A 24,343-nucleotide genomic window follows, 5' to 3' on the forward strand; every position below is an offset into this window, starting at 1 on the left:
CTTAATCAGGGTACTTATCAATTAATATTTTTACAATTCTTTCCGCGGTTTTCCCATCCCACAGTGGGATTCCTTGGTAGGATTTCCAATTTCCATCCATCACCTTTTTTAAATAAGGTTTCAGTTTTTTAGGGTCTGTTCCTACCAATTCATTGGTACCTAACTGGATGGTTTCTTCCCGTTCTGTATTATCCCTAAGTGTGATACATGGAACATTCATTACAGAGGCTTCTTCTGTGATTCCACCTGAATCTGTAATGACTCCTTTGGCATTCTTTACCAAGTAATTAAACTCTAAATAGCTTAGCGGCTCAGTCATTAATAAATTAGGAGCATTGATGCCTATTTCTTTGAGGTTTTTAGCAGTTCTAGGATGCACAGGGAATATGATCGGCAATCCCTCGGTTCCTTCCAGAATTGCGTCAATCATCGCTTTTAATTTGTGCTCCTGATCAACATTGGCAGGGCGATGCATGGTCATCACGAAGTAATTTCCTAGCTCTAGATTTTCAAATACTGCTCCCTCTGGCTTTTTAAAGTGAGGCATTTGTGCCAGGAGCGTATCGATCATGGTATTTCCCACAAAATGGATTTTTTCATCTTGAAAACCGCTATTTCTTAAATTGGTATTGGCAATTTCAGAAGTGGTAAAAAAGTGGTCGGTAATGCTATCAGTTACCATCCTATTGATTTCTTCAGGCATAGTCAAATCACCAGAGCGAATACCACCTTCAACATGGGCTACGTCGATTTGTAGTTTCTTCGCTGTGATAGAACAGGCCAATGTGCTGGTTACATCCCCAACAACCAATACCAGATCCGGCCGGTTTTCGAGTAATTCCTTTTCAAATGCCACCATGATAGCCGCGGTTTGTTCAGCTTGGGTACCACCACCTCCTCCAAGGTTTGCATCGGGTTCAGGAATATTGAGCTGCTCAAAAAAATCACCAGACATTTTTTTATCATAATGCTGCCCGGTATGGATCAATCTAAATGTAAGCTTAGCTCCTTCCTTCTGCTGTTTTTGAATGGCATGGATGATTGGTGCTATTTTCATGAAGTTTGGTCGAGCACCAGCGACGATGGTAAATTTACCCATAGTGGATTCTTGAAAATTTATTTAAAATTAAAGATTCCTTTTTGTCTATCTTTAGAAAAATAGGAAAGTTTGAATAAACGGCATTTGGCTGGTTTTTTGTTTCTTTGTGCAGTACGTTTTTACCTGCAAATTATAATTCATGTCATTTCGCACTTGGTTTAAAAACTGGATACCCTTACCAGTCTTAATTTTCTTAGGATTTCTTACTTCCTGTACCGATACGTTAGAATCTGAAACTATAGTATATTCTAACGATTTTTCGGAACTAGATCTTGCAGGCTTTGAAAATGGAAAGCTTTTTATTTTTGGAAATGATACACTTGCCGGGTATTACCATAACGAGGAAGTAGCAGTAAATGTCTCTGATCTTCCATCTCATAATCTTCTAAAGGTTACTGTAGAGATTATCGTACATGATAGCTGGGATGGAAATGCTGATGATGGAGTGGGCGGACCGGATTATTGGTTTTTTGGAATAGACAATCAAGAGGTTTTTAGAACTACTTTCTCTAATTCACCTTGTGAATCCACTTATTGTCTTTATCAATCGTATCCCAACACGTATTTTCGACAGAATGTGCCAAAGTCAGGTGCTACCCAAACCAATTTACCGGGCCTTTGCTTATTTGGGGCAAGTAATAATTATAGTACCAGATACAGCATTTCCAAGATCGTGGAGCACAGTAACCCCAATGCTAGGATTTACATGAATTCGGACCTCATTGCTGAAAACTCACCTGACCCGGTTTGCGATGAATCCTGGTCTATTTCCAAAATTGAAATTGCAGCACTCACACTTAACTAATCAGATGAAGAATATTGTGAGAAAATTTATAATAATCGGACTATTATTTTTTGTAATTGATGCCTCGATTGCACAGACTGTGCCTGTGGGAATGCCTGTCCTGGACCAATACCTTAGAAGAGCTCAATTATTAGGAAAGGTAGATTCAAGTTCATCTTTTATGATTCGTCCTCTCTATCCTGCAGAAGCTTTTGGGTTTGAAAATGGATTTGATGTTGATAATTCCATTGTAGATTTAGATGCTTCTAAAATCCATAGATATTTTGGAAAAGATCAGAAGGGTAAGCTTTTAGTTATGCCTGCAACTTTGAAAGCACAGTATAATTCAACCTATGCTTTTGGGGTAAACGACGGAGCATTTATTCCTAATAGGGGATTCCAGACTATTTTGAGCCCAGGAGTGTATGCAGAGTATGGAAATTGGAGCATCCAGTTACAGCCTGAAATATTATTGGCAGCTAATAAAGACTACAAAGGATTTCCAATAGAGCATCAGGCGACGATTTTATTTTATTATGAATACATGAACCGCATTGATATGCCTGAAAGGTTTGGAAACTCAGGATACAATAAAGTTTATGGAGGCCAATCTAGTTTTAGATATAACTACCGAGAATTCTCGTTGGGAATTTCAACAGAAAACCTTTGGTGGGGTCCGGGAAGAAGAAATTCCTTATTACTTGGAAATAATGCTCCAGGATTTCTTCACTTTACATTAAATACAAGAAAACCAGTTCAAACGAAAATAGGCTCATTTGAAGGGCAGTTTATTTCCGGGTTTTTAAAGTCGAGTGGATATTTGCCACCTCATTCGGATTACAATATTCAGGAAAACCCAGTTTATATTCCAAAACCTGAAGATAGCAACAGATACATTTCAGGGCTGGTAATTACCTATCAACCCAAATGGGTCCCAGGACTTTTTCTGGGCTATGGTTCAGTCAACCATATGTATCGAAAGGATGTGTCTACCTTGGGAGATGTATTACCCATATTTAACGGTAGAAAAGGACCTGAAAATATATTGGACCCTATTAGAGATAAAAGGCAGCAATTTAGTTCTGGGTTTTTTAGATGGCTTAGCCCGGAAGGTCATTTTGAGTTTTATGGAGAATATGGAACCAATGGCAATAGTAGAAGGATGGGTGATTTTATGATTGAACCCGAGTCTGGAAGAGCTTTCACTTTTGGTTTTTCACATTTGATGAGTCTGAAGAAGCCGGGTCATTATTTCCAGATCAGTTCTGAAATGACCCAAACCGGCCAAACAATCCGAGAAGATATCCGAAATTTAGAAACCTGGTATATCCATGACCATGTGAGGGATGGATATACACATAATGGTCAAGTTTTAGGAGCTGGGAATGGCCCAGGTAGTAATGTGATTTTTGTGGAGTTGGCTTGGGTGAATAATATGAATCGATTCGGACTTCAAATGGAGCGAGTTGTTTACAACAATGATTTTTATTACTATCGATACGAGGCCTCCAAAGACTGGAGAAACAAATATGTTGACTTAGTCCCTTCCCTTGTAGGAGACTGGAAAGTCGGTGATTTCCTAATTAGTGGAAAAATGCAGTATGTAAATACATTGAATTACAAATGGTATTTGGAGAATCAACCTGATCAATATTTTGTGCCAGGATATGATCGAAAGAATTTTGTGGCTCAAGTTGGTGTTTCATACCTATTCAGATAAAGTATAAATCATGGTTGTTGAAAAAAATAAAGTCGTTGGGATTGCCTATCAACTCAAGGTAGATGATGGTGAATCCGGAATGGTAGATTTTGAGCATGTGCCAGAAAATCAACCTTTCCTTTTCCTATTTGGTGCAGGTGCTGTTTTTCCAAAATTTGAAGAAGCCTTAGCCGGGAAGTCGGTGGGAGATGAGTTTTCTGTTTTCATCGATTTTGAAAATGCCTATGGAGATTACTACGAAGAACGAAAAACGATCATCCCTAAGGCAAATTTCAAAAAGGATGGAAAGAAGCAAAATGAAATGCTAAAAGTAGGAGCGGTGATTCCTATGCAGGATGATAAGGGGAATCAGATCAAGGGTGAAATTACCAAGATCGATTACATGGGAGTTCATATGGATTTTAACCCTCCTTTGGCAGCACATGATTTACAATTTGATGGGAAGATCATTTCTATTCGGGATGCTCAACCGGAAGAAATCGATCACGGCCATGTTCATGGACCTGATGGACATCACCATCACTAATTGATGTAAAACTTACCAAAACAAAAGCCCCATCCAATGATGAGGCTTTGTTGCTTTATGGGTATTGATTAAAATCTTTTACTTGATGTCGTAACCATAAACCTTATAAGCTTGTTCTTTAGCTAGATCCTGAAGGTTTTTAATACGCTCTGAGTTATATAAAACAAGTGCTTTACTTAGCTGTTTGGATGCTAATCCAAAGGATCGCTCATTGAAATGTGTAATGGCATCATTGTAATATTGTAGACCTGCGAGCTCGGTCAGAGTTACTTTTCTAAAAATAGCATGATCATCTAGGCTAAGTTCAGGATCTCCCAAGCGCTCTGTTAAAGAAGCCAATTGGGCAAATTCTACAGGTTGGTAACTTTCCAAATAAGCTCTCACCTCGGAAGGGCTTGAGATCATACCTCCAATCGCTAAGGTACTTTCTAAAATGATTGTTTTATCATTGATGTCTACCAAGATAAATACATGGTAATCTGTTTCAATGATTTCATAATTGTAATTGTATCGGTCCAAAAGCATCCCTAACGTTGCTGAACCACTAACACAATCAAAATTACCTTCTTCCAGCATGTCGTTGAATGTAGAATGCTGAACATAGTTTTTAAGAAGGGTCTGATGTGATTTCTGAAAAATAGATCTTAGGAAATTATAATCATTTTTGGTTTTCGATCTTTTATGATCCAATTCTTGGATTAACTCTTCCCATTTTTGGTATTGAATGTCCTTGGCATGTACCGCTGTAAAAAGCATGAGGGGATTTTCTTGTTCTTTTTGCCAAATGGCCTTCTCTGCCTGAGTTTCAAAAAATAATTCTTCCTCAGGACGTAGATTTCCCTGGGCTAAAATGACGCCATAAAGCCCAATAAATGCCAAGTATGTGAGGATCATATGTTTCATTTTACATGAAGCCTATGTTAATCAGATAATGTAAAGTTAACAATTTGGTAACATTAGCAAATAAAAAAGCTAAAAACTTAACATTGAGGTAAAAATATAAACCAGTTGGGCCAGCCTTTTTCCTAGCTAGCTTATCATTACTGTATGAAGGTTCAGATTTCCTTACTCGTGATGGTAAGGCTCGTTTCTCAGGATAGTAAACCCGCGATACAACTGCTCTATAAAAAATGGACGAATCATCTGATGTGAAAAAGTCATTTTTGAAATGGAGATTTTTCCATTCGCTCTTGAATAAACAGCATCTGAGAAGCCGTATGGCCCTCCTATTACAAAAATAAGCTGTTTGAGCCCCCCATTCATTTTCTTTTGTAGGTAAGCCGAAAAATCCATGGAGCTATAGCTTTTTCCTCGTTCGTCTAATAAAATTAATTCATCGGAGTTCGCTAATTTCTTCAAAATCAACTCCCCTTCTTTTTCTTTCTGGAGAGATTCTGACAAGGATTTTGTGTTCTTTAGGTCGGGAATTACCTCAAATTCAAATTTGATGTAAAAATTTAGGCGTTTGGAATACTCCTCAATTAATGAATTGATGGAATGATTATCTGTTTTACCTATAGCGATCAATTTGATTTGCATACTCAAATATCTAAAAATTCTTAAATGAAGCCTTTCCTTTTTTTGGGATCAGGGAAAATAGATTTATCGTATTGTTTTAAAAATCTGATAAACAATTGTTTAATACACGTGTTACTAGCTTGTAAACTAAAATAACTATTACCAAAAAAAATTATGAAAAAGTTAGTAGCAGCAGTTACACTGACGATGTTAGTAGTAGCTTCCTCATTTACCCCAAAATTTAATTCAATTCATGAGACCAAAGTGGAGGCAGATATTGTAGATCTAGCCGTGTCCCAGGATTTCTTAAGTACTTTAGTCGCAGCTGTAAAAGCCGGAGACTTAGTAGATGTTTTGAAAGGTGACGGTCCTTTTACTGTATTTGCTCCAACAAATGAAGCATTTGCTCAACTTCCAGCTGGCACAGTAGAAAGTTTATTAAAGCCAGAAAACAAAGAGAAGTTAGTAAAGATTCTTACCTATCATGTAGTACCTGGAAAAGTATTATCCTCTGATTTGAAAAATGGTCAGATGGCCAAAACTGTAGAAGGAAGCTCCGTAAAAGTTACTTTGAAAGATGGTAAGGCAATGATTAATGATGCTACTGTTGTTAATGCCGATATCATGGCAGATAACGGAGTAGTTCATGTGATCGACAAAGTGATTTTACCATCGATGTAATTTTTAAATCATTGAACCTATTCAGCCCGTCCTTTGGATGGGCTTTTTTATTGATGGTGGTTTTTTAACTTTAGAATACTTTTCATTTAAACCGCCTTGTAATGAGAAACATATTCTTGTCTCTACTGCTATTAGTAGGATTTACTACAGTTACTGCCCAACAATTAAAATCACCATATTTTACATTTTCCCCTACATTGACTCCTGACGGAGAAACAATCATTTTCAGCTATGAGGGAGATCTATGGAAGGTTTCCATCAATGGTGGACAAGCCTATCGGATGACCGCCATGGAAGGAGAAGAGACTAGACCATCTGTTTCTCCAGATGGAAAATGGCTTGCCTTCTCTGCGGAACAATTTGGGAATATGGATGTGTTCATCATGCCTTTGGAAGGTGGGGAAATCCAGCAATTGACCTATCATGAAGCGACTGATGAAGTAGAAGCCTGGAGTTGGGATAGTCAAACGATTTATTTCACTTCCAATAGATACAATCGATATACTGCTTTTGAAATCAATATAGCAGGGTCCACTCCAAAACGATTATTTCCGAATTATTTCAATACGGTCCATAATACGGTCGTAAGCCCTGTCACCGGGGAGATTTTTTTCAATGAAAGTTGGGAAAGCAAAAACTTTGCACATAGAAAGCGATACAAGGGTGAGTATAATCCTGATATTAAATCCTATAACCCTAAGACCAAGGCTTATCAACAATACACAGATTATGAAGGAAAGGATTTTGGAGCAAGTATAGATCAGGATGGGAACGTGTATTTCATATCTGATGAGGCCAATGGAGAATACAATTTGTATACATTTAAAGAGTCCCAAAAAACTCAATTAACCGATTTTCCAACTTCTATCATGTGGCCAAAAGTCAGTGCCAATGGTGAAAAAATAGTATTCCAAAAGGATTACCAACTATTTCTTTATGATGTGGCATCCGGGGAAACTACTCAGCCAGAATTCACACTATTTCAGAATCAGACTTTAGGGAAAGAAATTTCTAGGGAAGTAGGGGGCAATGTGAGTTATTTTGATGTTTCTCCAGATGGAGAAAAAATGGCATTTGTATCCAGAGGAGTATTATTTATTTCTGACATCAAAGGGAAATTTGTCAAGAGAATTCCCACTCACCCTAAAGAGGCTGTAGAAGAGGTAAAGTGGATGTCAGATAATAAGACGCTTATTTATTCTCGTACCGTAAAGGGATATCATAATTGGTTTACGATTTCTGCAGAAAACCCAACTTCAGAAAAGCAACTGACCAATGATCAGGATAAGAACAGAAATCTTTCTTTAAGCGGAGACAGAAGTTTTGGGGTATATGTGAGCGGTAGAAATGAAGTGAGAGAAATTGACATGAATACGTTGGAAAGTAAAGTCTTGGTGGAAGATGAACTTTGGGGGCTTTATACCCCTAATCCATATTACTCTCCAGATGACCAATATATCGTGTATTCACCCATCAGGAATTTTGAGAGGGAGGTCATGATCTATCATCGTCCTTCTAAAAAAACCATCAATCTCACGAAAACCTTGGTGACTGAAACAAATCCAGTTTGGTCTCCTGATGGGAAATATATCTACTTTACAACAGATAGAACACAGCCCAGCTATCCCTATGGTACCACCGAGGCGCACCTTTATCGAATGAAGTTGGAGAAGTTTGCGGATCTATTTAAATCAGATGAAGTAGAAAAGTTATTTGCTGAAAAGGAGGAAGGAGATAAGGAAGAGAAAAAGGTGGAAGTCAAAATATCAGAGGGAGATTTTATGGATAGACTGGAAAGAATAGGTCCGAGTTTTGGACAGCAATCTTCTCCTTATGTTATCCAAAAGAATGGTAAGACCACCGTTTTCTATATTTCCAATCATGACGAAGGAAATCCAAAAATGTGGAAAACTACCCTGGAAGATTTCGAAAATCCCAAAACCGAGAAGGTAAGTGATCAGCGAATGGGTGGTTTCCAGATGGTAAAAAATAAAGACAAACTATACCTTTTGGCTGGTGGAAAAGTAAACACCTTAGATGGGAATAGTAATAAAATAGAAGAAATTAAAATCAATGAATCCTTTTCTAAAAACCTCCGAGATGAATTTGAACAGATGTATTTTGAAGCCTGGGCAGGTATGGAGCAAAACTTCTATGATGGGGATTTCCATGGTGAAAACTGGCAAGAATTAAGAGACCGATATGCTCAATTTCTGCCTTATGTGCGTAGTAGAGCCAATTTGTCCTTGATTTTCAATGAAATGTTGGGTGAATTAAACACCTCTCATTTTGGCTTTAACTCTAGTGGAAAAGAGGAAGATATTTATTTAGGTACTCGATCCATGGAAACTGGAATCGTCTTTAATAACGAGTCTCCTTACACTGTGGATAAAGTAATCGCTGATAGTCCACTTGATCTTGATCCTATTCCTGTTTTACCAGGTGACGAGCTGGTTTCTGTGAATGGTGTAAATGTGGATAAGTCACTAAATCGGGATTCCTATTTTGTAGCACCAACGATGAGTCCAGAGTTGGAATTGATCTTTCAAAGAGGAGGAGAAGAAGTGAAAGTAAAGGTTCGACCGGTTTCCTATAACGCCATGAAAACATGGTTGTACGATGAATGGATGGATGCTAATGAAGCCTATGTAGATGAGAAAACCGGGGATAGAATTTCATATGTACACATGAAAAACATGGGTGGAGGAGAGCTCCAGCATTTCCTCGAATACATGGTTTCCAATAAAGGAAATAGAGATGGGTTGATCTTGGACCTTCGGTACAATACCGGTGGAAATGTCCATGATCCTGTACTTCAATTCCTAAGTCAAAGAAGTTATTTGAAGTGGAAATATAGAGACGGGGCTTTAACCAATCAGCCTAATTTCTCTCCTTCGGATAAGCCAATCGTGTTATTAATAAATGAACAATCACTTTCCGATGCGGAGATGACCGCTCAAGGTTTCAAGGAGCTTGGGCTGGGAACAATTGTTGGAACGGAAACCTATCGTTGGATAATTTTCACTTCTGGACAAGGTTTGGTGGATGGCTCTTTTTACAGACTCCCTTCATGGGGTTGTTACACCCTCGATGGTCGAAATTTAGAGAAGGAGGGAGTCGACCCAGATATTAGGATGGATGAAAATTTTGTTGATCGATTAGAGGGAAATCAAAAACAGCTAGATAAAGCGATCGAATTGATTTTGGAAAAACTGAAATAAGTCAACAATCGTTGCGATTCAAGATAAACTACCGTATTAAAAAAACACTTGATGAATAGGTTTATACGGATTCAGCTTGTATTGCTTCTTTGGCTGTCGTTTTTCTCCTGTTCTGATCCTGATGAAGGCCCTCAACTTGTATGGGATGATTCAAAAGTATTGGTTGATCAAAAGGCTTTTGATTCAGCCATAACTGATGATCTGAAAATTAACTCTTTGGATTTGAAAGGGGATTTCTTAACCATTAATATCAGTGCCGGTGGCTGTAATGGAGAATCTTGGGAAATCAGACTAATTGATTCAGGAGAGGTGTTGGAATCGGACCCTCCTCAACGAAACTTGGTTTTATTCTTTTAGAATGAGGAATTATGCGAGGCTTACATCACCAAAGAAGTGACAATCCATATTGCTGATTTAAAAGTGGAAGGAGATCAAGTGGTATTGAACCTTAGGAATACAGGAGATCAGATTTTATACGAGTACTAATAAAAAATAAAAGCCTCCTAATCAGGAGGCTTTGTTATTAAAATGGTCTGATTCTTATTTGATCAGTTCTTTTCTTTTCAGAATAGTTTCCATGAATTTTCGCTCATTATCCGAATTGAAAATTCTAAATGGAAGATGGATAAATTGTGCCTTTGATAGGTATAGTACATACGCATCTTTTTTCACTTCAGCCTTTTTGATCATATTCCATTGCACTGGCATTCCTTGGCGGGTATTGATTTTCATCAAGATTTGTCTACTGTCAATTTCATAGGCCATTTTCTCAAAGATGGTTTTGTTTTGCTCCATCTGAGTTACTCCCGTAAACTGGATTGCCCAAAATAAAACATACAAGCCATAGGCGATTAAGGCTCCGATAATCCACCAAATGGAAGGAATCCAGAAATAGCCACACATAATGGCTACGGCGATTAGGATTACCCACCATTGCTCTTTCAGAATGCTAGCCAATCCCATTTTAATATAAGTTCCTGTTTCCAGTTGGTATTTTTTCGTCTTTACTATCATCACTTTTATTTTCAGTGCGCAAATATCCTAGTATCTGAGGGATTAAACAAGTCGATTAAAATCATAAAATCATGATTTCTAGAAACAATTTGCAAAAGGCATTGATTTAAAATATGTATTGGATTATCTTATATAAAATTTTTAGCCATGAGTAGTTTAGTAATAGATCTGGTGCTCTGCGGGTTGGCGTATGTGATTTTAATATATTTCGTAGCCACCCTGACTCGTAACTCTCTGAAAAAGCGAGACAGTAACGGAGATGATGGAGATGGAGGTGTGGAAGATATGACCCCACCAAAGATTGATTTACCCCCTGGTGTAATCTGGCCATCTGATGTGCCTAGAGGATCCAGGACGGAGCCGGTGGAGTTTTAATGGCATTTATCGCAGATTCCCTGCACCAATAAACTCATTTCTTTTTTTTGAAATCCATTTGGGAGTTTGATAGTAGGCAATGTAATTGATTCCAAGCAAGTAGTCTCCCCGCATTTTTCACATTTGAAATGCACATGTTCATGGCTATGTTCTTCATGCTCTTCATGTGAACAAAGTGCATATTTAGCCCCCCCACTATCGTCCAAAACCTTGTGGATCACATCTTTGTCAACAAATGTTTTTAAGGTTCTGTAGATCGTAACCCGGTCAAATTGATTGTCTAAGCTATCTTCTAAATCTGCATGCGCCAACGCCACCTGCTTTTCAAGGAATTCTCGTATGATTTCCAATCTGCAGTCGGTAATTCGCAACTTGTGACTTTGTAATATGGAATGTGGGTTGGACATATCTATTCTTGACAACGCTAAATTACTAGAAAAATTTGCCTTGGAAAAGAAAGAGGCTCCATTTTGGAGCCTCTAAGCTATACCTGATTAGGTAGGTTTTTATTTAGGATCTAAGATCGCATCAATTCTAGCAGAAAGATCTTCTAAATGTAGTTTAGACATTTTGTCGGAAGTTCTAGAAATCGCTGCATTGATCTGTCTTTGTAGTGTTTTTAACTCACCTCTTGCCATCGGGCGGATATCAGATTGAGAGGCATTAATTTGAGGTCCTACATATCTTCTGAATGCAGCAGGAACGGAAGGCTCATCTTGGGTAAGTAAAACTTCCAATCGCTCGATATGGGCTCTTTGAAGTGCTCTTCTGTGTACGTCAATGGTTTTACCAGAGGCAAGTTCAGTCCAGATTCCTTTTCTCAAGTCGTCAAATAATTCGGTCATGGAATAGGCCTCAGATCCATTTAACGCTTCATTTTCAATGACCCTACCTAGTCTTCCCCATTCCAACACACCATTCAATGCGTTTACTTGAACACCTCTGATTCTCTCTAAGGCTCCAAAGTCATCTATTCTAGCAAAGATTTGATCATCCATCAACCAAGTTGGGGTAGCAAACAATTCCTTATTTAAGAAAGCAATGGCTGACTTCTGAATCTCTTTTGGAGTATGTGTATACACAGCCTCGTCTTGTCCGGAAGATTTATACACCTCAGCAACTCCACCAACATTCGTTCTAACGTGGCCCATATACCTGTTAAACTGGGTAACAACTTGGCCATACATTTCTTCCAAGTCATCATAATCTTTGAAAGGTTTGTCAGGTTCAGCAGTCCAAGTATCCAAATTAGGAACGATTCGCTTCAAGTTTGCGATTCCATACTCTGATGCTTTCATGGAGTTATCTCCTAAATCTTCAGATTGAGCAGTTGGATCATAACTGTTTCCTTGACGCCCATATCTGTAGATTGGATCTCCGTTTTTGGAGGTAATCCATTGATCTAATGTCAGTTGTTCTTCTTCTGGTGTTTTGGCATCTAGGATAGGTCGGTAACCCCACGCAATCGCATATTTGTCATAAGGTCCTACATTAGGCATCAAACTAACTCCCTCATCACCAGGCTGAGCAATGTAATTGAATCGAGCATAATCCATAATAGAAGGCGCCGTACCCATTGCTTTAGTGAACTCGGCATCTCTCAATTTCTCCACAGGATAAGCATGGGAAGAGGCAAAGTTGTGAGGTAATCCTAATGTATGTCCTACTTCATGAGAGGATACGAAACGAATCAATCGACCCATTACTTCATCATCAAATTTGACATTCCTAGCATCTGGATTGATGGCAGCAGTTTGGATAAAGAACCAGTTTCTCAATAAATTCATTACGTTATGGTACCAACCAATATCAGACTCAAGAATTTCACCTGTTCTTGGGTCAGAAACGTGGGGTCCATAGGCATTCTGAATATCAGAAGCGAAATATCTAATCACGGAATAACGAGCATCTTCTGGACTCCAATCAGGATCTTCTTCTTTACTAGGTGCTCTTTTGGCAGTAATGGCATTTTTGAATCCAGCTTCTTCAAAAGCAGCTTGCCAATCTTCCACACCAGCAATTAGGTAAGGAACCCATTTCTCAGGAGTAGCAGGGTCGATGTAATAGACAATCTGCTTTTTCGGTTCTACAAGCTCCCCTCTTTTAAATTTCTCAACATCTTCCTCTTTTACTTCTAATCTCCAGCGATCAAGGAAGGTTCTATTAGCTGCTTTTTGTGCATCAGATCCATAATCTACAATAGATCTACTAAACCATCCCACTCTTCTGTCTGCTAATCGTTGCATCATTGGTTCCTCAGGAAGTAAGATCATGGAGGAATTCATTTCTAAAGTGATTAGCCCAGTGGAACTGTTGGAAGGAGGCTCGGAAGCATTATAGGTTAAGATATATCTTGCCTCGATATTGATTGGATAGGTATGAATATGCTGGATAAAAGATCTGTCATTGTCCAAACGAGTCACTTTAAAACCAGTTCTTCTGTTTCTAGGTAAGCCCAATGCTTGAACATCCTTGCTGAATAAATCAGTTGCTTCAATCACTACTCCTGTTGAGTCAGTAGATCTTGATTTGACATCGAATTTTTGAAGGATCGGTTCAAAGTTGGAGTTTTTAACTGCCATCGAAATTGGCAATGAATCTGCCGCAAAATTGTTGACAGAAACCACTCTCAAAAGGACATTGTCATTGTCTTTTTCCCATCTTAGCATTAAGGTGTTGGTGCGTTCCCCTCCATACCCAATACCATCCGCTGTTTTGGCAATGGTAGTAACCATGAGCATGTCTTTCCCGAACATGGATTCAGGAATTTCATAAAAATACTTCTCATCAATTTGGTGTACTTTAAAAAGGCCGTCTTTTGATTTTGCCTCTTTGGTGATTACCTCTGAATAAGGTTTCGGGCCTGACTTAGAGCCGCCATTTGGTTTTGCAGGGGTAGAGCTGACTGCAGGGGCATTTTTGGAGTCTTTCTTTTTTTTCTTTTGAGCGAAAGAGTCCTCAGCATGCAAAAAGACACCCATGACACATAGCATCAGAGTAAATCTCCTTAATAATTTGGGTTGCATAATTTTTTGTTAGTTTAAGCTTTCAATTGCTGTCAAAAATAACCTTGATTTTCCTGTAAGGTTGTTTTCCAAAACTAATTATTTGATAAGCGGTTTAATCCAAGAGCTAAAGGGAAAACATTGAGCAATACAAATTCAGTTGTCATCGTTGGAGGGGGCTTAGCAGGCTTAGTTTCAGCCTATTTGCTGGCCAAAAATGGCCAAAAAGTACTTTTGATCGAGAAAAAGGAGTACCCTCTTCATCGGGTTTGTGGTGAGTATGTTTCCAATGAAGCGCGGGATTTTTTAGTACGTGAAGGACTATTTCCCAAAGAATTGGACTTCCCTCAGATTCATAATTTTTTGTTTTCTGACGTTTTGGGAAATTCAACGACCATTCCTTTGGATCTAGGTGGTTTTGGGATCAGTCGATTCGTTTTTGATCATTTTTTATATGAACAGGCAATAAACGTCGGAGTAGAGATCAAGCTCAAGACCCAAGTGTTCGAGGTGGAGTTTATAGAAAGAGAAAATCAGTTTTGTTTAAGCTTATCGGATGGTTCAAAGTGCTTCGCCTATTATGTAATTGGAGCTTTTGGAAAGCGATCAAAACTAGATAAAGCTTTAAAAAGATCTTTTATAGAGCGAAGAAGTCCATTTATAGGAGTCAAATACCATGTAAAAACAGATTTTCTAAGAGACACAGTAGCCTTGCATAATTTTGAAGGAGGTTATTGTGGGATCAATGCTATCGAGGAGGAAAAATTCAACATCTGTTACTTAGGAAGTAGAGAACAATTAAGAGAATTTGGCTCTATCGAAGTGATGGAGCGTGAGCAACTGTGGAAAAATCCCATTTTAAGAGACTTATTAAAGAATAGTGACTTCCTTTTTGATAAGCCTGAAGTCATCAATGAAATTAATTTCGAACCAAAACAGCCAGTTGAAAATCATATTCTGATGGTAGGAGATGCTGCTGGCCTAATCACACCTCTTTGTGGGAATGGCATGGCGATGGCAATTCAATCCGGAAAATTAGCTGCAGAATCTATTATAGAAGGAGGATTAAGGAATTTGGTAGAAAGGCGTTATGAGCAACAATGGAAGGGTTTATTTCAAAAAAGGTTATGGTTTGGAAGACAAATTCAAACCCTTTTTGGAGCAAAGAAGAGTTCTGTTTTTGCAGGAAAATTGATTGGGAATTTTCCAATGATTGCCAATTTCATTGTAAAGAATACTCATGGGAGACCATTTTAATTGCCAAAGACCTGTAAAATCTGGGTGTTTTCGAAAAAGTAATAGATAAAGAAGGCATTTAGAAATAGTGCAGAGATGGCATTCATTCCCATGGCCCAGCTGTAGTTTGTATATTTATCAGGATTAGTTCGGACGAAGCTAAACCAAAGTAAAAAGTATAAAATAATGGGTGCCATGGCCCCTAGATATACCCAGATAATTTCCTGTTGATTTTTACTTATAAAATACCAGATAAATGCGATGCCAGTTAGGATAAACCAAAGGTTTGAAAAGTAAAATGTTCCTTTGATTCCAAGTTTTAAACTGAGGGTATTATCTCCTCTTTTTGAGTCTTCTCCATGTTGATAGACCTGTGTTAGAGGGTAAGACCCCCAAAGCATCATACTGGTCAACATGCCTGGAATGATTACATGGGGTTTAAGTACAGAGGCCCAAGTTAAATCGCTCAAGCCTACATAAGCCATAGCAAAGGTGAAATAACCCTGAAAAAAACCTGCGATAAACCAGCTTGCCCAAGGGTACTTTTTAATTCTGATTCCAGGATAGCTATATGCCATGCTTACCAAGCCATAAAGAAGAATCATTGAGGCAAATTGCCAATTGATCTGGAGGCCAATAAATAAAGCCACAGCAAAAAAGAGCAAGGATAACCAAAACAAGTCCGGGGTAACTTTGGGAGGATTTTTTAAGCCTCCAATGCTTTCTTCATCTTGATCATAAAAGCTGTTGTAAGCATTGCTAGAAGGGTATAAGAATAAATGAAGGGATAGAAAAACCCAAAGTATTCTCAATTCCTGAAGATTCGGAGTGATGGCTAGCGCAAAAAAGAATACCGGCATCAGGAACAATGAAAAAGGAATTCTTAAATGCTTTAAACTGGAAACAGTGATCATATCGTAGTTCTAATTGCGCTAATAACTTTATTAAGTAGAGAAGGTTGTATTGCTACGATTCAATTTAGAAAATATCCCTTAACTTAAGAATATGAATTCCAGCATCGTCAGTATTGGCTTAGCCAACCCAGGGTATCCAATCAAACAGGCTTCAATAGCAGGTTTTATGAAATTTGCCCATCAACTCGATGATGTGGAGGCTAGAAAGCTAAGGTTTTTATATAAAAAATCAGGTATTGAAACCAGGCATAGCGTGTTGTTGGATTTTGAAAAGGAGGATCCAAACGAGTTTACATTTTTTCCAAACAATCAAGAATTGTCTCCATTTCCTCGAACCAAATCTAGGATGGGGGTTTTTAATAAATCAGCTCCGGAACTTGCTTTCGAGGCTTCTAAAAAATGTTTGGATAAAGCTTCCGTACAGGCAAAGGAGGTGACCCATCTTATTTTGGTTTCCTGCACGGGAATGGTAGCCCCAGGAGTAGAACTTGAATTAATGAATTCTTTGGGGCTTGATAGTTCTGTGGAGCGTTATTGCTTGCATTTTATGGGGTGTTATGCAGCTTTTACGGGAATTAAGCTTTCTGATAAAATCCTGAAAGCAGAACCCGATGCAAATGTATTATTAGTGTCTGTGGAATTATGCACGTTGCATTTTCAGAAGGAGTATGTGGAAGATAATATTTTGGCAAATTCACTTTTTGGGGATGGGGCAGCAGCTGCCTTATTAAAAAAATCAGATCACGGCTTGAAAATAAAGTCCTATTTAAGTCAGGTAATTAGAGAAGGTGAAAAAGATATGGCCTGGGGGATAGGAGATTTTGGTTTTGAAATGCGATTGACTAAGTACATCCCTTCCTTATTAGATCTGGGAATACACCAGTTAATAGATTTGTTTGAAAGGAAGTTTCAAGTTTCCAAAATAAAGCACTTTGCTATACATCCTGGTGGAAAACAAATTCTTAACAAAGTTCAAGAGGCCTTTGGATTACCCCAGTCAGTAAACTTTCATGCATTGGAAGTCTTACGCAATTTTGGAAACATGTCTTCAGCCACTATACTTTTTGTACTGGAACGAATGCTACATGACGATGCAGTATCTGGGGATATTCTATCTCTTGGGTTTGGACCAGGGTTGACTTTGGAAACGCTTCATTTAGAAAAGTAATGAGCAAATTTTCTCAAAGGAGCTACGAAAAGGAATTGATGGATAACCTGGACTGTGGAGGAGAAGAGCTCAACCACACCTTAAATGAATTGAAAACCATCAATAAATGGCTTGGAGGAAATTATGTGACCACTTCTGGTATTGCTAAACTGGTCAAGCTGAAACCCCAAGAAACCTATGAAGTCGCAGATATTGGTTGTGGTGGTGGGGATATGATCAAAGTGATGGCAGATTGGTCCAGATCCCAAAAAAATAGGTTTAAATTTATAGGAATTGACGCCAATCGGAACATTATTGACCTTGCACTGGTTAGGTTATCAAATGAATCCGAAATTACTTTTGAAGTTCAAAATGTATTTGAACCAGGGTTTTCAGATTGCAAAGTAGATATTACTACTTGTACGCTCTTTACACATCATTTTACAGATCAAGAACTTATTGATCTTCTCAAATCACTTCGTGAAAAATCCCGTGTGGGAATTGTCATCAATGATTTGCACCGTCATTGGTTTGCTTATTATAGTATCAAAGTACTGACTAGGTTATTTAGCAAATCCAAAATGGTTCAAAATGACGCTCCTTTGTCGGTATTAAGAAGCTTTTCTAAACGAGATTGGGAAAGGATATTAAATTCAGCTCAATTAAAAAATTTTGAAATCAGCTGGCATTGGGCTTTTCGCTGGCAAGTTTTAGTTTTAATATAATCATCAACCAACAAATTTATTTATCATGTTTGAACTGTCTCAAGAAACTACAGATGCACTTTATGCAGAGGGTATTAGTTTAGGTATAGAGATCGCACTTCGAATTATTAGCGCATTATTATTTTATTTTGTCGCTAAGTTTATCGCTAAGAAAATCTTAGCAGGTTTAAAGCGCTTTTTAGATAAAAGGGATGATGCTCCATCTTTGAATGAATTCCTTTATGGCTTCTCCAAAATTCTACTTTATGCAGTAGTTTTTGTAGGTGTATTAATGATTTTAGGCGTTCCAGGAAGTTCATTCTTAGCAATATTTGGTGCTGCTGGTCTTGCTATTGGCTTAGCGCTTCAAGGTTCCTTATCTAATTTTGCAGGGGGCTTATTGATATTGGCTTTTAAACCATTCAAAGTTGGACATGTGGTGGTCGCTCAGGGCCATACCGGAACCGTTGCAAAAATTCAGATCTTATATACTCATTTGATGACTTTTGATAATCAGGAGGTGATTATCCCTAATGGTAACCTGGCAAATTCTGACATTGTCAATATGAGTACACAAGAGACAAGAAGAGCTGAGTTAAAGGTGGGTGTTGCCTATGGAACGAATATTAAGCAAGCAAAAGAGATCATCTTAAACATTTTTGAGAATGATCCGAGAGCATTGAAAGACCCGGCACCTTTTGTTGCATTGAATAATTTTGGGGATAGCTCTTTGGATATTGTAGTCAGAGTTTGGGCAAAGTCAGCGGACATGTGGCCAATGTATTTTGCGGGTATGGAAGCTATTAATTCGGAATTTGAAAAGCATGGAATTGAAATTCCATTCCCACAAAGAGTGGTTCATCAAATCAAAGAAAAGGCGGCAGAAGAAGAATCATAAACCGCTTCCAATTTTTAAAAAAGGCGATCAAAAAATTTTTGATCGCCTTTTTTAGAACCTTATCATTATTTCCTCAAGAGATTTTCGGTGAATATCAGGTACATAGGTTTCTTCCTTGGGATATCCCACTGGTACCAATAAAAATGGTTTTTCATGGGAAGGACGATGGAGAATTTGGCTTAAAAAATTCATGGGACTAGGAGTGTGGGTGACTGCTACCAATCCAGCTTGGTGAATTGCCGCAATTAAAAACCCACATGCTATTCCAACGGATTCGCTTACATAATAATGTTGAACTTTTGCTCCGTTTTCCATACCATAAGACTGCTTGAAGACCACAATTAAGTAAGGAGCATCTTCTAAAAATGGTTTTTCCCAATTTGTTCCCAAGGGTTTTAAGTCTGACTTCCAAGTTTCACTCATTCTACCGTCGTAACTGATTCTCTCTTCTTCCTCAGCGGCTAATCTGATTTTTTTCTTGACTTCTGGATCAGAGATTACACAGAATGTCCAAGGTTGCTTATGTGCACCTGAAGGAGCGGTGCTTGCAGTTTTGATAATATTCTCGATAACCTCCATTGGAATTGGTCTCGGATCAAATTCTCTCACTGTTCTTCTTTGATCCATTTCAAAGAAGAATTCTTTCGATTTTGAAATCATTTCTTCCGGGGAGATTTGGGCTCTTTTGTATCGGATATGGTCATACCCATCAATTTTTTTCTTTTCCATAAAACAAAAACGGCTACCTCGAAAGATAGCCGTTTTTGAGAAAATCAAACAAAATTAATCGAAAGTGATGTCTTTGGTGCCTCCTGGATAAGTGATTGTACCAGCCTTATCGCATTCTCCGGAACCATAATCCAAGGTCATGGATGCTCCTTTATAAGTGAACTGGATTTGGCCACTGCTTGGGCTATAAATTCCAGATTCCAGACAGGACTGTGTAATGATAAGGCTTTCTGTAACGGTAGCGGTATAGTCATTGCCTTCTAGGCTTTTTCCGCTCGCTGTTCCAGTTAATTTGGCTTCATATCCAGAGCTACCTAAAGTGATTTCTCTGATTTCATCTGTATTGATCGTAACAAACTTTCCATCTGGAAAAGTCACTTTTCCATTTTCAATTTTTACAGCCAAAGTAATTGTGCTTGTAAAAATGTCCAGTTTGGTATTGGTAATGGTTCGAGTACCTTCAACTTTATAGCCATTTACCTCATAACCTTCGAAGGTGGTGACGATGTTTGCACCTGGAACCAATAGGTTTCCAGAATAAGCAATAATTATTTTTCCTTTTCTACTCACTCCGTTTGGACTTTCACACCCTGCCCCAAAATCAATTGTGATTAATTTTTGCTCAGAATTGGTGGTCACTTCTGTTGATGCACAAAAATCTCCAGCAGCAGTATTGGATTTACGAGCTCCTAAGCCAGTGCTCTCAAGGACAGCTAAGGTAAGGTTATCTAGATCCTCAAATTTTTGATTTACTTGGGAAACTTCGACAACAATTGAAGTGTCTGCCTCTGCAGGGACATCATCCTCTGAATTACAGGAAAACCCAATAAGGCCTACCAATGCTAGGAATAAAAGTGAGTGAAACTTTGTAAAATGGTTCATATAATTATGGGTTGGAGTAAAAGAGTATAAAAGTTTAGTAAAAATCGTGCCTACTTTCCAGTAAGAAGTATGTTATCATTTCTTTTTTAAAAATACATAAATACCCTACTAAATGAAATTAGGATGAAAGGTCTTCATTGTTATTTGATTTCTTATTGGATTTAGATTTTTTTCTACCTCCAACACAGCCGATATTTTGAGTGAGAGAAATGTCTTCTGGAAGAATTCCCATTCCATTTTCTAAATCCCAATCCTCTGTATAAGCCTCATCAATTGGTTTCTCTTTTGGTTTGTGTTTTCCTTTTTTCATTGTAATAAGATTTACATGTTTCAACGGGAATCCTTTTCAGGTGGTTTGTAAAGAATCCTTTTTCAGGCAGAGTTGGTTGTACTATCTTTGGGCATGAAGGGATTTGATTATGATATGGATGATCTTCCGGGTAAAATTGCTCAAGTAAAAAGCAGTGCTGGAAGATTGTCTTTTTTAAGGCTCCTTATTTTTGTAGGGATAGGAATTTTTGGGGTGTTGACCTTATCCCAATCCGTAATTTGGGTCTTACCATTGATAGCTGCGATCATTATTTTTATTAGCTCTATTCAGAAATATAACTATAAAAAGGACCAGGAAGCGATTTACAATGCCTTAATTTTAATTGATAAACAGGCAGGTCAAAGGAAAGACCGGGAACTGGTAGGAATTGATCAAGGAAAAGAATTTCAAGACAAGAATCACCCTTTTGCCAATGACTTGGATCTTTTTGGAGAACATTCCTTATTTCAATTGGTAAATCATACCATATCGAAAGGAGCTCGGAAAAAGTTAGCAGATTTAATGAAAAGCTCCTTTGATCAAAAAGAAGCTAAAAAGCTTCAAAAAGCAAGTGAGGAATTAGCAGGAAAGCCAGGCTTGTTAAAAGCAATTGAGAGCTGTGGGATTGCTTTTTTTTCAGAGGAAAAATCCTCTTCACATTGGCGGGAATTACTTACTAGCCAGAAAAAAATCCCCTTATATATCTCTGTTTTGTCAATTCTAGGTCCAGTTTTCGGGTTGATATTGGTAGGATTGTCTATAGTTGGAGTTATCCCCGGAGCTATAGTAGGAGTTTGGATTTTGTTAGGATTAATCCCATTGGGCTATGTTTTTAAATTTTTGAAGGAAGCATCCGAAAAGCTTCCGACTAGAAGCCAATTGAAAGCCTATACTACCTGGTTATATGAATTGGAGAAAATGGAGTTTTCCTCACCTTTGTTGAAAGAAAAACATCAGTTAATCCTAACCAAAAAGGAAAGCGCTTCTCAACTATTTAAACAATTGGATCGCTTAGGGATGTGGATTGATAATAGATTGAATATCCTTTATATACCTTTCAATCTACTTTTATGGACCGATTTGATGTTGATGAAGCAATTTCAGACTTGGATAAATATCCATGGTGAGGCGATGGCAAAAATCCCTGATCTATTAGAAGATTGGGAAGTCTTGGTTTCATTAGGTGCTTTTGAGTATGAAATTGGCGTTCATGGTGATCTCGAATTTGATGATTCTGCAGTCTTGGTAGGATCAGAAATTTCGCATCCCTTGTTGAAACCTGAAAAAGCAATTGCGAATGACTTTCAATTAGGGCTTATGCAGAAATTCATTCTTTTAACGGGGGCAAACATGAGCGGAAAGACGACATTTATGAGAACACTTGGCATAAATGCGGTCATGGCAAATATAGGGTTGAAACCATTTGCGAGTAAATTTAAAATGGGCGATTTTCAGCTCTACACCAGTATGCGGAATACGGATAATTTAGGAGAGTCTGTCAGTTCATTTTATGCCGAACTAAGTAGAATTCATAATCTGATCGAGCGATTGGAGAAGAAGGAGAAAATATTTTTTCTATTGGATGAAATTTTAAAAGGTACCAATACAGAAGATCGAATAGCGGGTAGTGAGGCTTTGCTTAAACAGGTAGCAAAAACAGAAGGGTTAGGCATAGTCAGTACGCATGATATAGAACTTTCGGCTTTAGAAGGAAAGATTGCAGGTGTTGAAAACCGAAGTTTTCATTCGGAGATTTTGGATGATACCATCAACTTTGATTATAAATTAAAAAAAGGGCCATGCCCAAGTTTTAATGCGCATAAATTAATGGAGTTGATGGGAATCAGGTTTCAAGAGTAGGAATGAGTTTTTCCTTCCCCCAGATTCTCGTATTTTTGTGATTCAATTTTAGCTATGGCGAATAAAAACCAATCCCCTGTTTTAGGAGTTCTCGGTGGAGGACAGTTAGGCAGAATGCTGATTCAATCTGCAATTAATTATAATCAAGATATCCACATTTTGGACCCTGATCCAAATGCTCCTTGCAAAGACCTTTCTCAGAAATTTACGGTAGGTTCTCTTAAGGATTTTGATACCGTATATGCATTCGGAAAAGAATGTGATGTGATTACTGTTGAAATTGAAAGTGTTAATGCTGAGGCGCTTATAAAACTTGAATCTGAAGGAAAGAAAGTTTATCCACAACCGAAGATTCTTCAATTGATTCAGGATAAAAGGGAGCAAAAACAATTTTATCAACAACATGATATCCCCACGGCTGAATTTATTTTGACAGCAGACAAGTCTGAAGTTATCCACAATAAAAGTTTCCTTCCTGCAGTAAATAAACTGGGGAAAGAAGGGTATGACGGCAGAGGAGTCCAAGTGATAAAATCTGAAGAGGATTTGGACAAAGCCTTTGATGCTCCTGGATTGTTGGAAAAATTAATTGATTTTGATAAAGAAATTGCAGTTACGGTTGCAAGAAATGAGGCCGGTGATTTGACCGTTTATCCAGCTGTTGAATGTGCTTTTCACCCTACTGCCAATTTGGTAGAATTCTTATTTGCCCCGGCAGAAATATCCAAAGAGGTAGAAGAGAAAGCCAAAGAAATAGCTAAAGATGTAATTTTAAAGTTGGGGATGGTTGGGATTTTGGCTGTGGAAATGTTCGTAACCAAAGAGGGAGAGGTGTTGGTAAATGAAATTGCTCCAAGGCCCCATAATAGTGGGCACCATACGATTGAGGCAAACTTTACCTCCCAGTTTGAGCAGCATTTAAGGTCAGTGATGAATTGGCCTCTGGGTAATCCTGAATTAAGATGCCCTGCAGCCATGATTAATTTATTGGGTGAGGAAGGATTTACAGGCCCCGCAGTAGTAGAAGGACAGGAAGTTGCGATGGCAGAAAAGGGTGTCTACATACATATGTATGGTAAAAAATTAACCAAGCCGTTTCGGAAAATGGGGCATGTAACTGTATTGGATGAAGATGTATCTGCACTCAAAACCAAAGCACTGAAAATAAAAGATCTAATTAAAATCAAATCCATCTAATGAAGCCATCAGTAGGAATTATTATGGGAAGCCAATCGGATCTTCCTATTATGTCAGAAGCAGCCCAATTTTTAGAGGAAATTGGGGTTGAGTATGAATTGACGGTGGTTTCGGCTCACAGAACCCCTCAGCGTATGATTGATTATGCAGGTTCAGCTCGTGAAAGAGGGATCAAAGTAATAGTGGCAGGTGCTGGAGGAGCAGCTCACTTACCTGGAATGGTGGCCTCATTAACTAGTTTGCCTGTGATTGGAGTTCCAATATTAAGCTCTAATTCCATAGATGGTTGGGACAGTATTTTATCCATCCTTCAGATGCCCTCTGGGATTCCGGTGGCTACAGTAGCATTAAATGGAGGTAAAAATGCCGGTATTTTGGCTGCTTCTATTGTAGGCTCTTTTGATCAAAATGTAGCTTCGAAAATGGATGAATTCAAAACATCTTTAAGAGAAAAAGTAGAAGCTTCTGCTTTACAAATAGAACAAAAAGGTTGGAAGGAGATTTTAAAGAAATGAAAAATGCG

Annotated in this window: 24 protein-coding genes; 14 read left to right on the top strand and 10 right to left on the bottom strand. The window is 38.2% G+C overall.

Annotated features, from left to right (window positions below; all coding sequences use genetic code 11):
- Position 1: 1 nt before the first annotated feature.
- Positions 2 to 1,099 (bottom strand): non-hydrolyzing UDP-N-acetylglucosamine 2-epimerase, encoded by a 1,098-nt coding sequence (gene wecB / locus BUR11_RS16570; RefSeq protein WP_074226079.1) that lies wholly within the window; start codon positions 1,097 to 1,099, stop codon positions 2 to 4.
- 139 nt (positions 1,100 to 1,238) lie between these two features.
- Between wecB and BUR11_RS16575 the strand changes: the two genes are divergently transcribed.
- Genes BUR11_RS16575 through BUR11_RS16585 form a run of 3 tightly spaced genes read left to right on the top strand, consistent with a single transcriptional unit; the run spans position 1,239 to position 4,129 of the window.
- Complete coding sequence (locus BUR11_RS16575; RefSeq protein WP_074226080.1) at positions 1,239 to 1,904, top strand: hypothetical protein; 666 nt, start codon at positions 1,239 to 1,241, stop codon at positions 1,902 to 1,904.
- A gap of 4 nt (positions 1,905 to 1,908) precedes the next feature.
- Positions 1,909 to 3,603, top strand: coding sequence for a capsule assembly Wzi family protein (locus tag BUR11_RS16580; protein ID WP_074226081.1), 1,695 nt, complete (start codon positions 1,909 to 1,911; stop codon positions 3,601 to 3,603).
- 10 nt (positions 3,604 to 3,613) lie between these two features.
- Complete coding sequence (locus BUR11_RS16585; RefSeq protein ID WP_074226082.1) at positions 3,614 to 4,129, top strand: FKBP-type peptidyl-prolyl cis-trans isomerase; 516 nt, start codon at positions 3,614 to 3,616, stop codon at positions 4,127 to 4,129.
- Positions 4,130 to 4,207: 78 nt separating this feature from the next.
- Here BUR11_RS16585 and BUR11_RS16590 read toward each other — a convergent pair whose 3' ends face one another.
- Both BUR11_RS16590 and rlmH read right to left on the bottom strand, forming a co-directional pair.
- Positions 4,208 to 5,023 (bottom strand): hypothetical protein, encoded by an 816-nt coding sequence (locus tag BUR11_RS16590; RefSeq protein WP_143186032.1) that lies wholly within the window; start codon positions 5,021 to 5,023, stop codon positions 4,208 to 4,210.
- Positions 5,024 to 5,194: 171 nt separating this feature from the next.
- Positions 5,195 to 5,668: a 23S rRNA (pseudouridine(1915)-N(3))-methyltransferase RlmH gene (gene rlmH / locus BUR11_RS16595; RefSeq protein ID WP_074226084.1), complete on the bottom strand. Its 474-nt coding sequence runs from the start codon at positions 5,666 to 5,668 to the stop codon at positions 5,195 to 5,197.
- Between the two features lie 153 nt (positions 5,669 to 5,821).
- On the opposite strand from rlmH, the gene BUR11_RS16600 reads away from it, so the two are divergent.
- The 3 genes from BUR11_RS16600 to BUR11_RS16610 all read left to right on the top strand — a co-directional run bounded on the left by BUR11_RS16600 (position 5,822) and on the right by BUR11_RS16610 (position 9,906).
- Complete coding sequence (locus tag BUR11_RS16600) at positions 5,822 to 6,328, top strand: fasciclin domain-containing protein (RefSeq protein WP_074226085.1); 507 nt, start codon at positions 5,822 to 5,824, stop codon at positions 6,326 to 6,328.
- A 101-nt stretch (positions 6,329 to 6,429) separates the two neighbouring features.
- The gene (locus BUR11_RS16605) at positions 6,430 to 9,549 is read left to right on the top strand and encodes a S41 family peptidase (RefSeq protein ID WP_074226086.1); all 3,120 of its coding nucleotides are present in this window, start codon (positions 6,430 to 6,432) and stop codon (positions 9,547 to 9,549) included.
- Positions 9,550 to 9,600: 51 nt separating this feature from the next.
- Positions 9,601 to 9,906, top strand: a complete 306-nt coding sequence (locus BUR11_RS16610; protein WP_074226087.1) for a hypothetical protein — start codon at positions 9,601 to 9,603, stop codon at positions 9,904 to 9,906.
- 183 nt (positions 9,907 to 10,089) lie between these two features.
- Here the strand turns inward: BUR11_RS16610 and BUR11_RS16615 are convergent, their stop codons facing one another.
- The gene (locus BUR11_RS16615; RefSeq protein WP_074226088.1) at positions 10,090 to 10,563 is read right to left on the bottom strand and encodes a YcxB family protein; all 474 of its coding nucleotides are present in this window, start codon (positions 10,561 to 10,563) and stop codon (positions 10,090 to 10,092) included.
- Positions 10,564 to 10,710: 147 nt separating this feature from the next.
- Between BUR11_RS16615 and BUR11_RS16620 the strand changes: the two genes are divergently transcribed.
- The gene (locus BUR11_RS16620; protein ID WP_074226089.1) at positions 10,711 to 10,938 is read left to right on the top strand and encodes a hypothetical protein; all 228 of its coding nucleotides are present in this window, start codon (positions 10,711 to 10,713) and stop codon (positions 10,936 to 10,938) included.
- Here BUR11_RS16620 and BUR11_RS16625 read toward each other — a convergent pair.
- A complete protein-coding gene (locus BUR11_RS16625; RefSeq protein WP_074226090.1) occupies positions 10,935 to 11,345 on the bottom strand; it encodes a Fur family transcriptional regulator in 411 nt (136 codons plus the stop codon). The two genes, BUR11_RS16620 and BUR11_RS16625, sit on opposite strands and share 4 nt — an antisense overlap.
- Before the next feature lie 99 nt (positions 11,346 to 11,444).
- On the bottom strand, positions 11,445 to 13,964 hold the full coding sequence (locus BUR11_RS16630; protein WP_074226091.1) for a zinc-dependent metalloprotease: 2,520 nt from the start codon (positions 13,962 to 13,964) through the stop codon (positions 11,445 to 11,447).
- A gap of 120 nt (positions 13,965 to 14,084) precedes the next feature.
- Here BUR11_RS16630 and BUR11_RS16635 point away from each other — a divergent pair, with 120 nt between their 5' ends.
- Positions 14,085 to 15,200, top strand: a complete 1,116-nt coding sequence (locus tag BUR11_RS16635; protein WP_074226092.1) for an NAD(P)/FAD-dependent oxidoreductase — start codon at positions 14,085 to 14,087, stop codon at positions 15,198 to 15,200.
- On the opposite strand, the gene BUR11_RS16640 is transcribed toward BUR11_RS16635, so the two are convergent.
- Positions 15,197 to 16,093 (bottom strand): UbiA family prenyltransferase, encoded by an 897-nt coding sequence (locus BUR11_RS16640; RefSeq protein ID WP_074226093.1) that lies wholly within the window; start codon positions 16,091 to 16,093, stop codon positions 15,197 to 15,199. The two genes, BUR11_RS16635 and BUR11_RS16640, sit on opposite strands and share 4 nt — an antisense overlap.
- A 91-nt stretch (positions 16,094 to 16,184) precedes the next feature.
- Here BUR11_RS16640 and BUR11_RS16645 point away from each other — a divergent pair, with 91 nt between their 5' ends.
- Genes BUR11_RS16645 through BUR11_RS16655 form a run of 3 tightly spaced genes read left to right on the top strand, consistent with a single transcriptional unit; the run spans position 16,185 to position 18,842 of the window.
- Complete coding sequence (locus tag BUR11_RS16645; RefSeq protein ID WP_074226094.1) at positions 16,185 to 17,261, top strand: type III polyketide synthase; 1,077 nt, start codon at positions 16,185 to 16,187, stop codon at positions 17,259 to 17,261.
- The gene (locus BUR11_RS16650; protein ID WP_074226095.1) at positions 17,261 to 17,965 is read left to right on the top strand and encodes a methyltransferase domain-containing protein; all 705 of its coding nucleotides are present in this window, start codon (positions 17,261 to 17,263) and stop codon (positions 17,963 to 17,965) included. The genes BUR11_RS16645 and BUR11_RS16650 overlap by 1 nt, the downstream gene beginning before the upstream one ends.
- Positions 17,966 to 17,990: 25 nt before the next feature.
- Positions 17,991 to 18,842: a mechanosensitive ion channel family protein gene (locus BUR11_RS16655; RefSeq protein WP_074226096.1), complete on the top strand. Its 852-nt coding sequence runs from the start codon at positions 17,991 to 17,993 to the stop codon at positions 18,840 to 18,842.
- A gap of 51 nt (positions 18,843 to 18,893) precedes the next feature.
- Here the strand turns inward: BUR11_RS16655 and BUR11_RS16660 are convergent, their stop codons facing one another.
- The 3 genes from BUR11_RS16660 to BUR11_RS16670 form a co-directional block, all read right to left on the bottom strand.
- On the bottom strand, positions 18,894 to 19,571 hold the full coding sequence (locus BUR11_RS16660; protein ID WP_074226097.1) for a nitroreductase family protein: 678 nt from the start codon (positions 19,569 to 19,571) through the stop codon (positions 18,894 to 18,896).
- Positions 19,572 to 19,625: 54 nt separating this feature from the next.
- Positions 19,626 to 20,453, bottom strand: coding sequence for a hypothetical protein (locus tag BUR11_RS16665; protein WP_074226098.1), 828 nt, complete (start codon positions 20,451 to 20,453; stop codon positions 19,626 to 19,628).
- A 118-nt stretch (positions 20,454 to 20,571) separates the two neighbouring features.
- A complete protein-coding gene (locus BUR11_RS16670) occupies positions 20,572 to 20,763 on the bottom strand; it encodes a hypothetical protein (protein WP_074226099.1) in 192 nt (63 codons plus the stop codon).
- Between the two features lie 93 nt (positions 20,764 to 20,856).
- Between BUR11_RS16670 and BUR11_RS16675 the strand changes: the two genes are divergently transcribed.
- The 3 genes from BUR11_RS16675 to purE are packed head-to-tail and all read left to right on the top strand — an operon-like array spanning position 20,857 to position 24,335.
- A complete protein-coding gene (locus tag BUR11_RS16675; RefSeq protein WP_074226100.1) occupies positions 20,857 to 22,623 on the top strand; it encodes a MutS-related protein in 1,767 nt (588 codons plus the stop codon).
- 54 nt (positions 22,624 to 22,677) lie between these two features.
- Positions 22,678 to 23,820, top strand: coding sequence for a 5-(carboxyamino)imidazole ribonucleotide synthase (locus BUR11_RS16680; protein WP_074226101.1), 1,143 nt, complete (start codon positions 22,678 to 22,680; stop codon positions 23,818 to 23,820).
- Positions 23,820 to 24,335 carry a 5-(carboxyamino)imidazole ribonucleotide mutase gene (gene purE / locus BUR11_RS16685; RefSeq protein WP_074226102.1) on the top strand — a complete coding sequence of 172 codons (516 nt, stop codon included), beginning with the start codon at positions 23,820 to 23,822 and terminating at the stop codon, positions 24,333 to 24,335. The genes BUR11_RS16680 and purE overlap by 1 nt, the downstream gene beginning before the upstream one ends.
- Positions 24,336 to 24,343: the final 8 nt, after the last annotated feature.

The sequence above is a fragment of the Algoriphagus halophilus genome (genome assembly GCF_900129785.1).
Lineage (GTDB): Bacteria > Bacteroidota > Bacteroidia > Cytophagales > Cyclobacteriaceae > Algoriphagus > Algoriphagus halophilus.

Coding starts and splice junctions, on each gene's coding strand:
- wecB (WP_074226079.1), bottom strand. CDS start 1,099: ATGGGTAAATTTACCATCGTCGCTGGTGCTCGACCAAACTTCATGAAA.
- BUR11_RS16575 (WP_074226080.1), top strand. CDS start 1,239: ATGTCATTTCGCACTTGGTTTAAAAACTGGATACCCTTACCAGTCTTA.
- BUR11_RS16580 (WP_074226081.1), top strand. CDS start 1,909: ATGAAGAATATTGTGAGAAAATTTATAATAATCGGACTATTATTTTTT.
- BUR11_RS16585 (WP_074226082.1), top strand. CDS start 3,614: ATGGTTGTTGAAAAAAATAAAGTCGTTGGGATTGCCTATCAACTCAAG.
- BUR11_RS16590 (WP_143186032.1), bottom strand. CDS start 5,023: ATGATCCTCACATACTTGGCATTTATTGGGCTTTATGGCGTCATTTTA.
- rlmH (WP_074226084.1), bottom strand. CDS start 5,668: ATGCAAATCAAATTGATCGCTATAGGTAAAACAGATAATCATTCCATC.
- BUR11_RS16600 (WP_074226085.1), top strand. CDS start 5,822: ATGAAAAAGTTAGTAGCAGCAGTTACACTGACGATGTTAGTAGTAGCT.
- BUR11_RS16605 (WP_074226086.1), top strand. CDS start 6,430: ATGAGAAACATATTCTTGTCTCTACTGCTATTAGTAGGATTTACTACA.
- BUR11_RS16610 (WP_074226087.1), top strand. CDS start 9,601: ATGAATAGGTTTATACGGATTCAGCTTGTATTGCTTCTTTGGCTGTCG.
- BUR11_RS16615 (WP_074226088.1), bottom strand. CDS start 10,563: ATGATAGTAAAGACGAAAAAATACCAACTGGAAACAGGAACTTATATT.
- BUR11_RS16620 (WP_074226089.1), top strand. CDS start 10,711: ATGAGTAGTTTAGTAATAGATCTGGTGCTCTGCGGGTTGGCGTATGTG.
- BUR11_RS16625 (WP_074226090.1), bottom strand. CDS start 11,345: ATGTCCAACCCACATTCCATATTACAAAGTCACAAGTTGCGAATTACC.
- BUR11_RS16630 (WP_074226091.1), bottom strand. CDS start 13,964: ATGCAACCCAAATTATTAAGGAGATTTACTCTGATGCTATGTGTCATG.
- BUR11_RS16640 (WP_074226093.1), bottom strand. CDS start 16,093: ATGATCACTGTTTCCAGTTTAAAGCATTTAAGAATTCCTTTTTCATTG.
- BUR11_RS16645 (WP_074226094.1), top strand. CDS start 16,185: ATGAATTCCAGCATCGTCAGTATTGGCTTAGCCAACCCAGGGTATCCA.
- BUR11_RS16650 (WP_074226095.1), top strand. CDS start 17,261: ATGAGCAAATTTTCTCAAAGGAGCTACGAAAAGGAATTGATGGATAAC.
- BUR11_RS16655 (WP_074226096.1), top strand. CDS start 17,991: ATGTTTGAACTGTCTCAAGAAACTACAGATGCACTTTATGCAGAGGGT.
- BUR11_RS16660 (WP_074226097.1), bottom strand. CDS start 19,571: ATGGAAAAGAAAAAAATTGATGGGTATGACCATATCCGATACAAAAGA.
- BUR11_RS16665 (WP_074226098.1), bottom strand. CDS start 20,453: ATGAACCATTTTACAAAGTTTCACTCACTTTTATTCCTAGCATTGGTA.
- BUR11_RS16670 (WP_074226099.1), bottom strand. CDS start 20,763: ATGAAAAAAGGAAAACACAAACCAAAAGAGAAACCAATTGATGAGGCT.
- BUR11_RS16675 (WP_074226100.1), top strand. CDS start 20,857: ATGAAGGGATTTGATTATGATATGGATGATCTTCCGGGTAAAATTGCT.
- BUR11_RS16680 (WP_074226101.1), top strand. CDS start 22,678: ATGGCGAATAAAAACCAATCCCCTGTTTTAGGAGTTCTCGGTGGAGGA.
- purE (WP_074226102.1), top strand. CDS start 23,820: ATGAAGCCATCAGTAGGAATTATTATGGGAAGCCAATCGGATCTTCCT.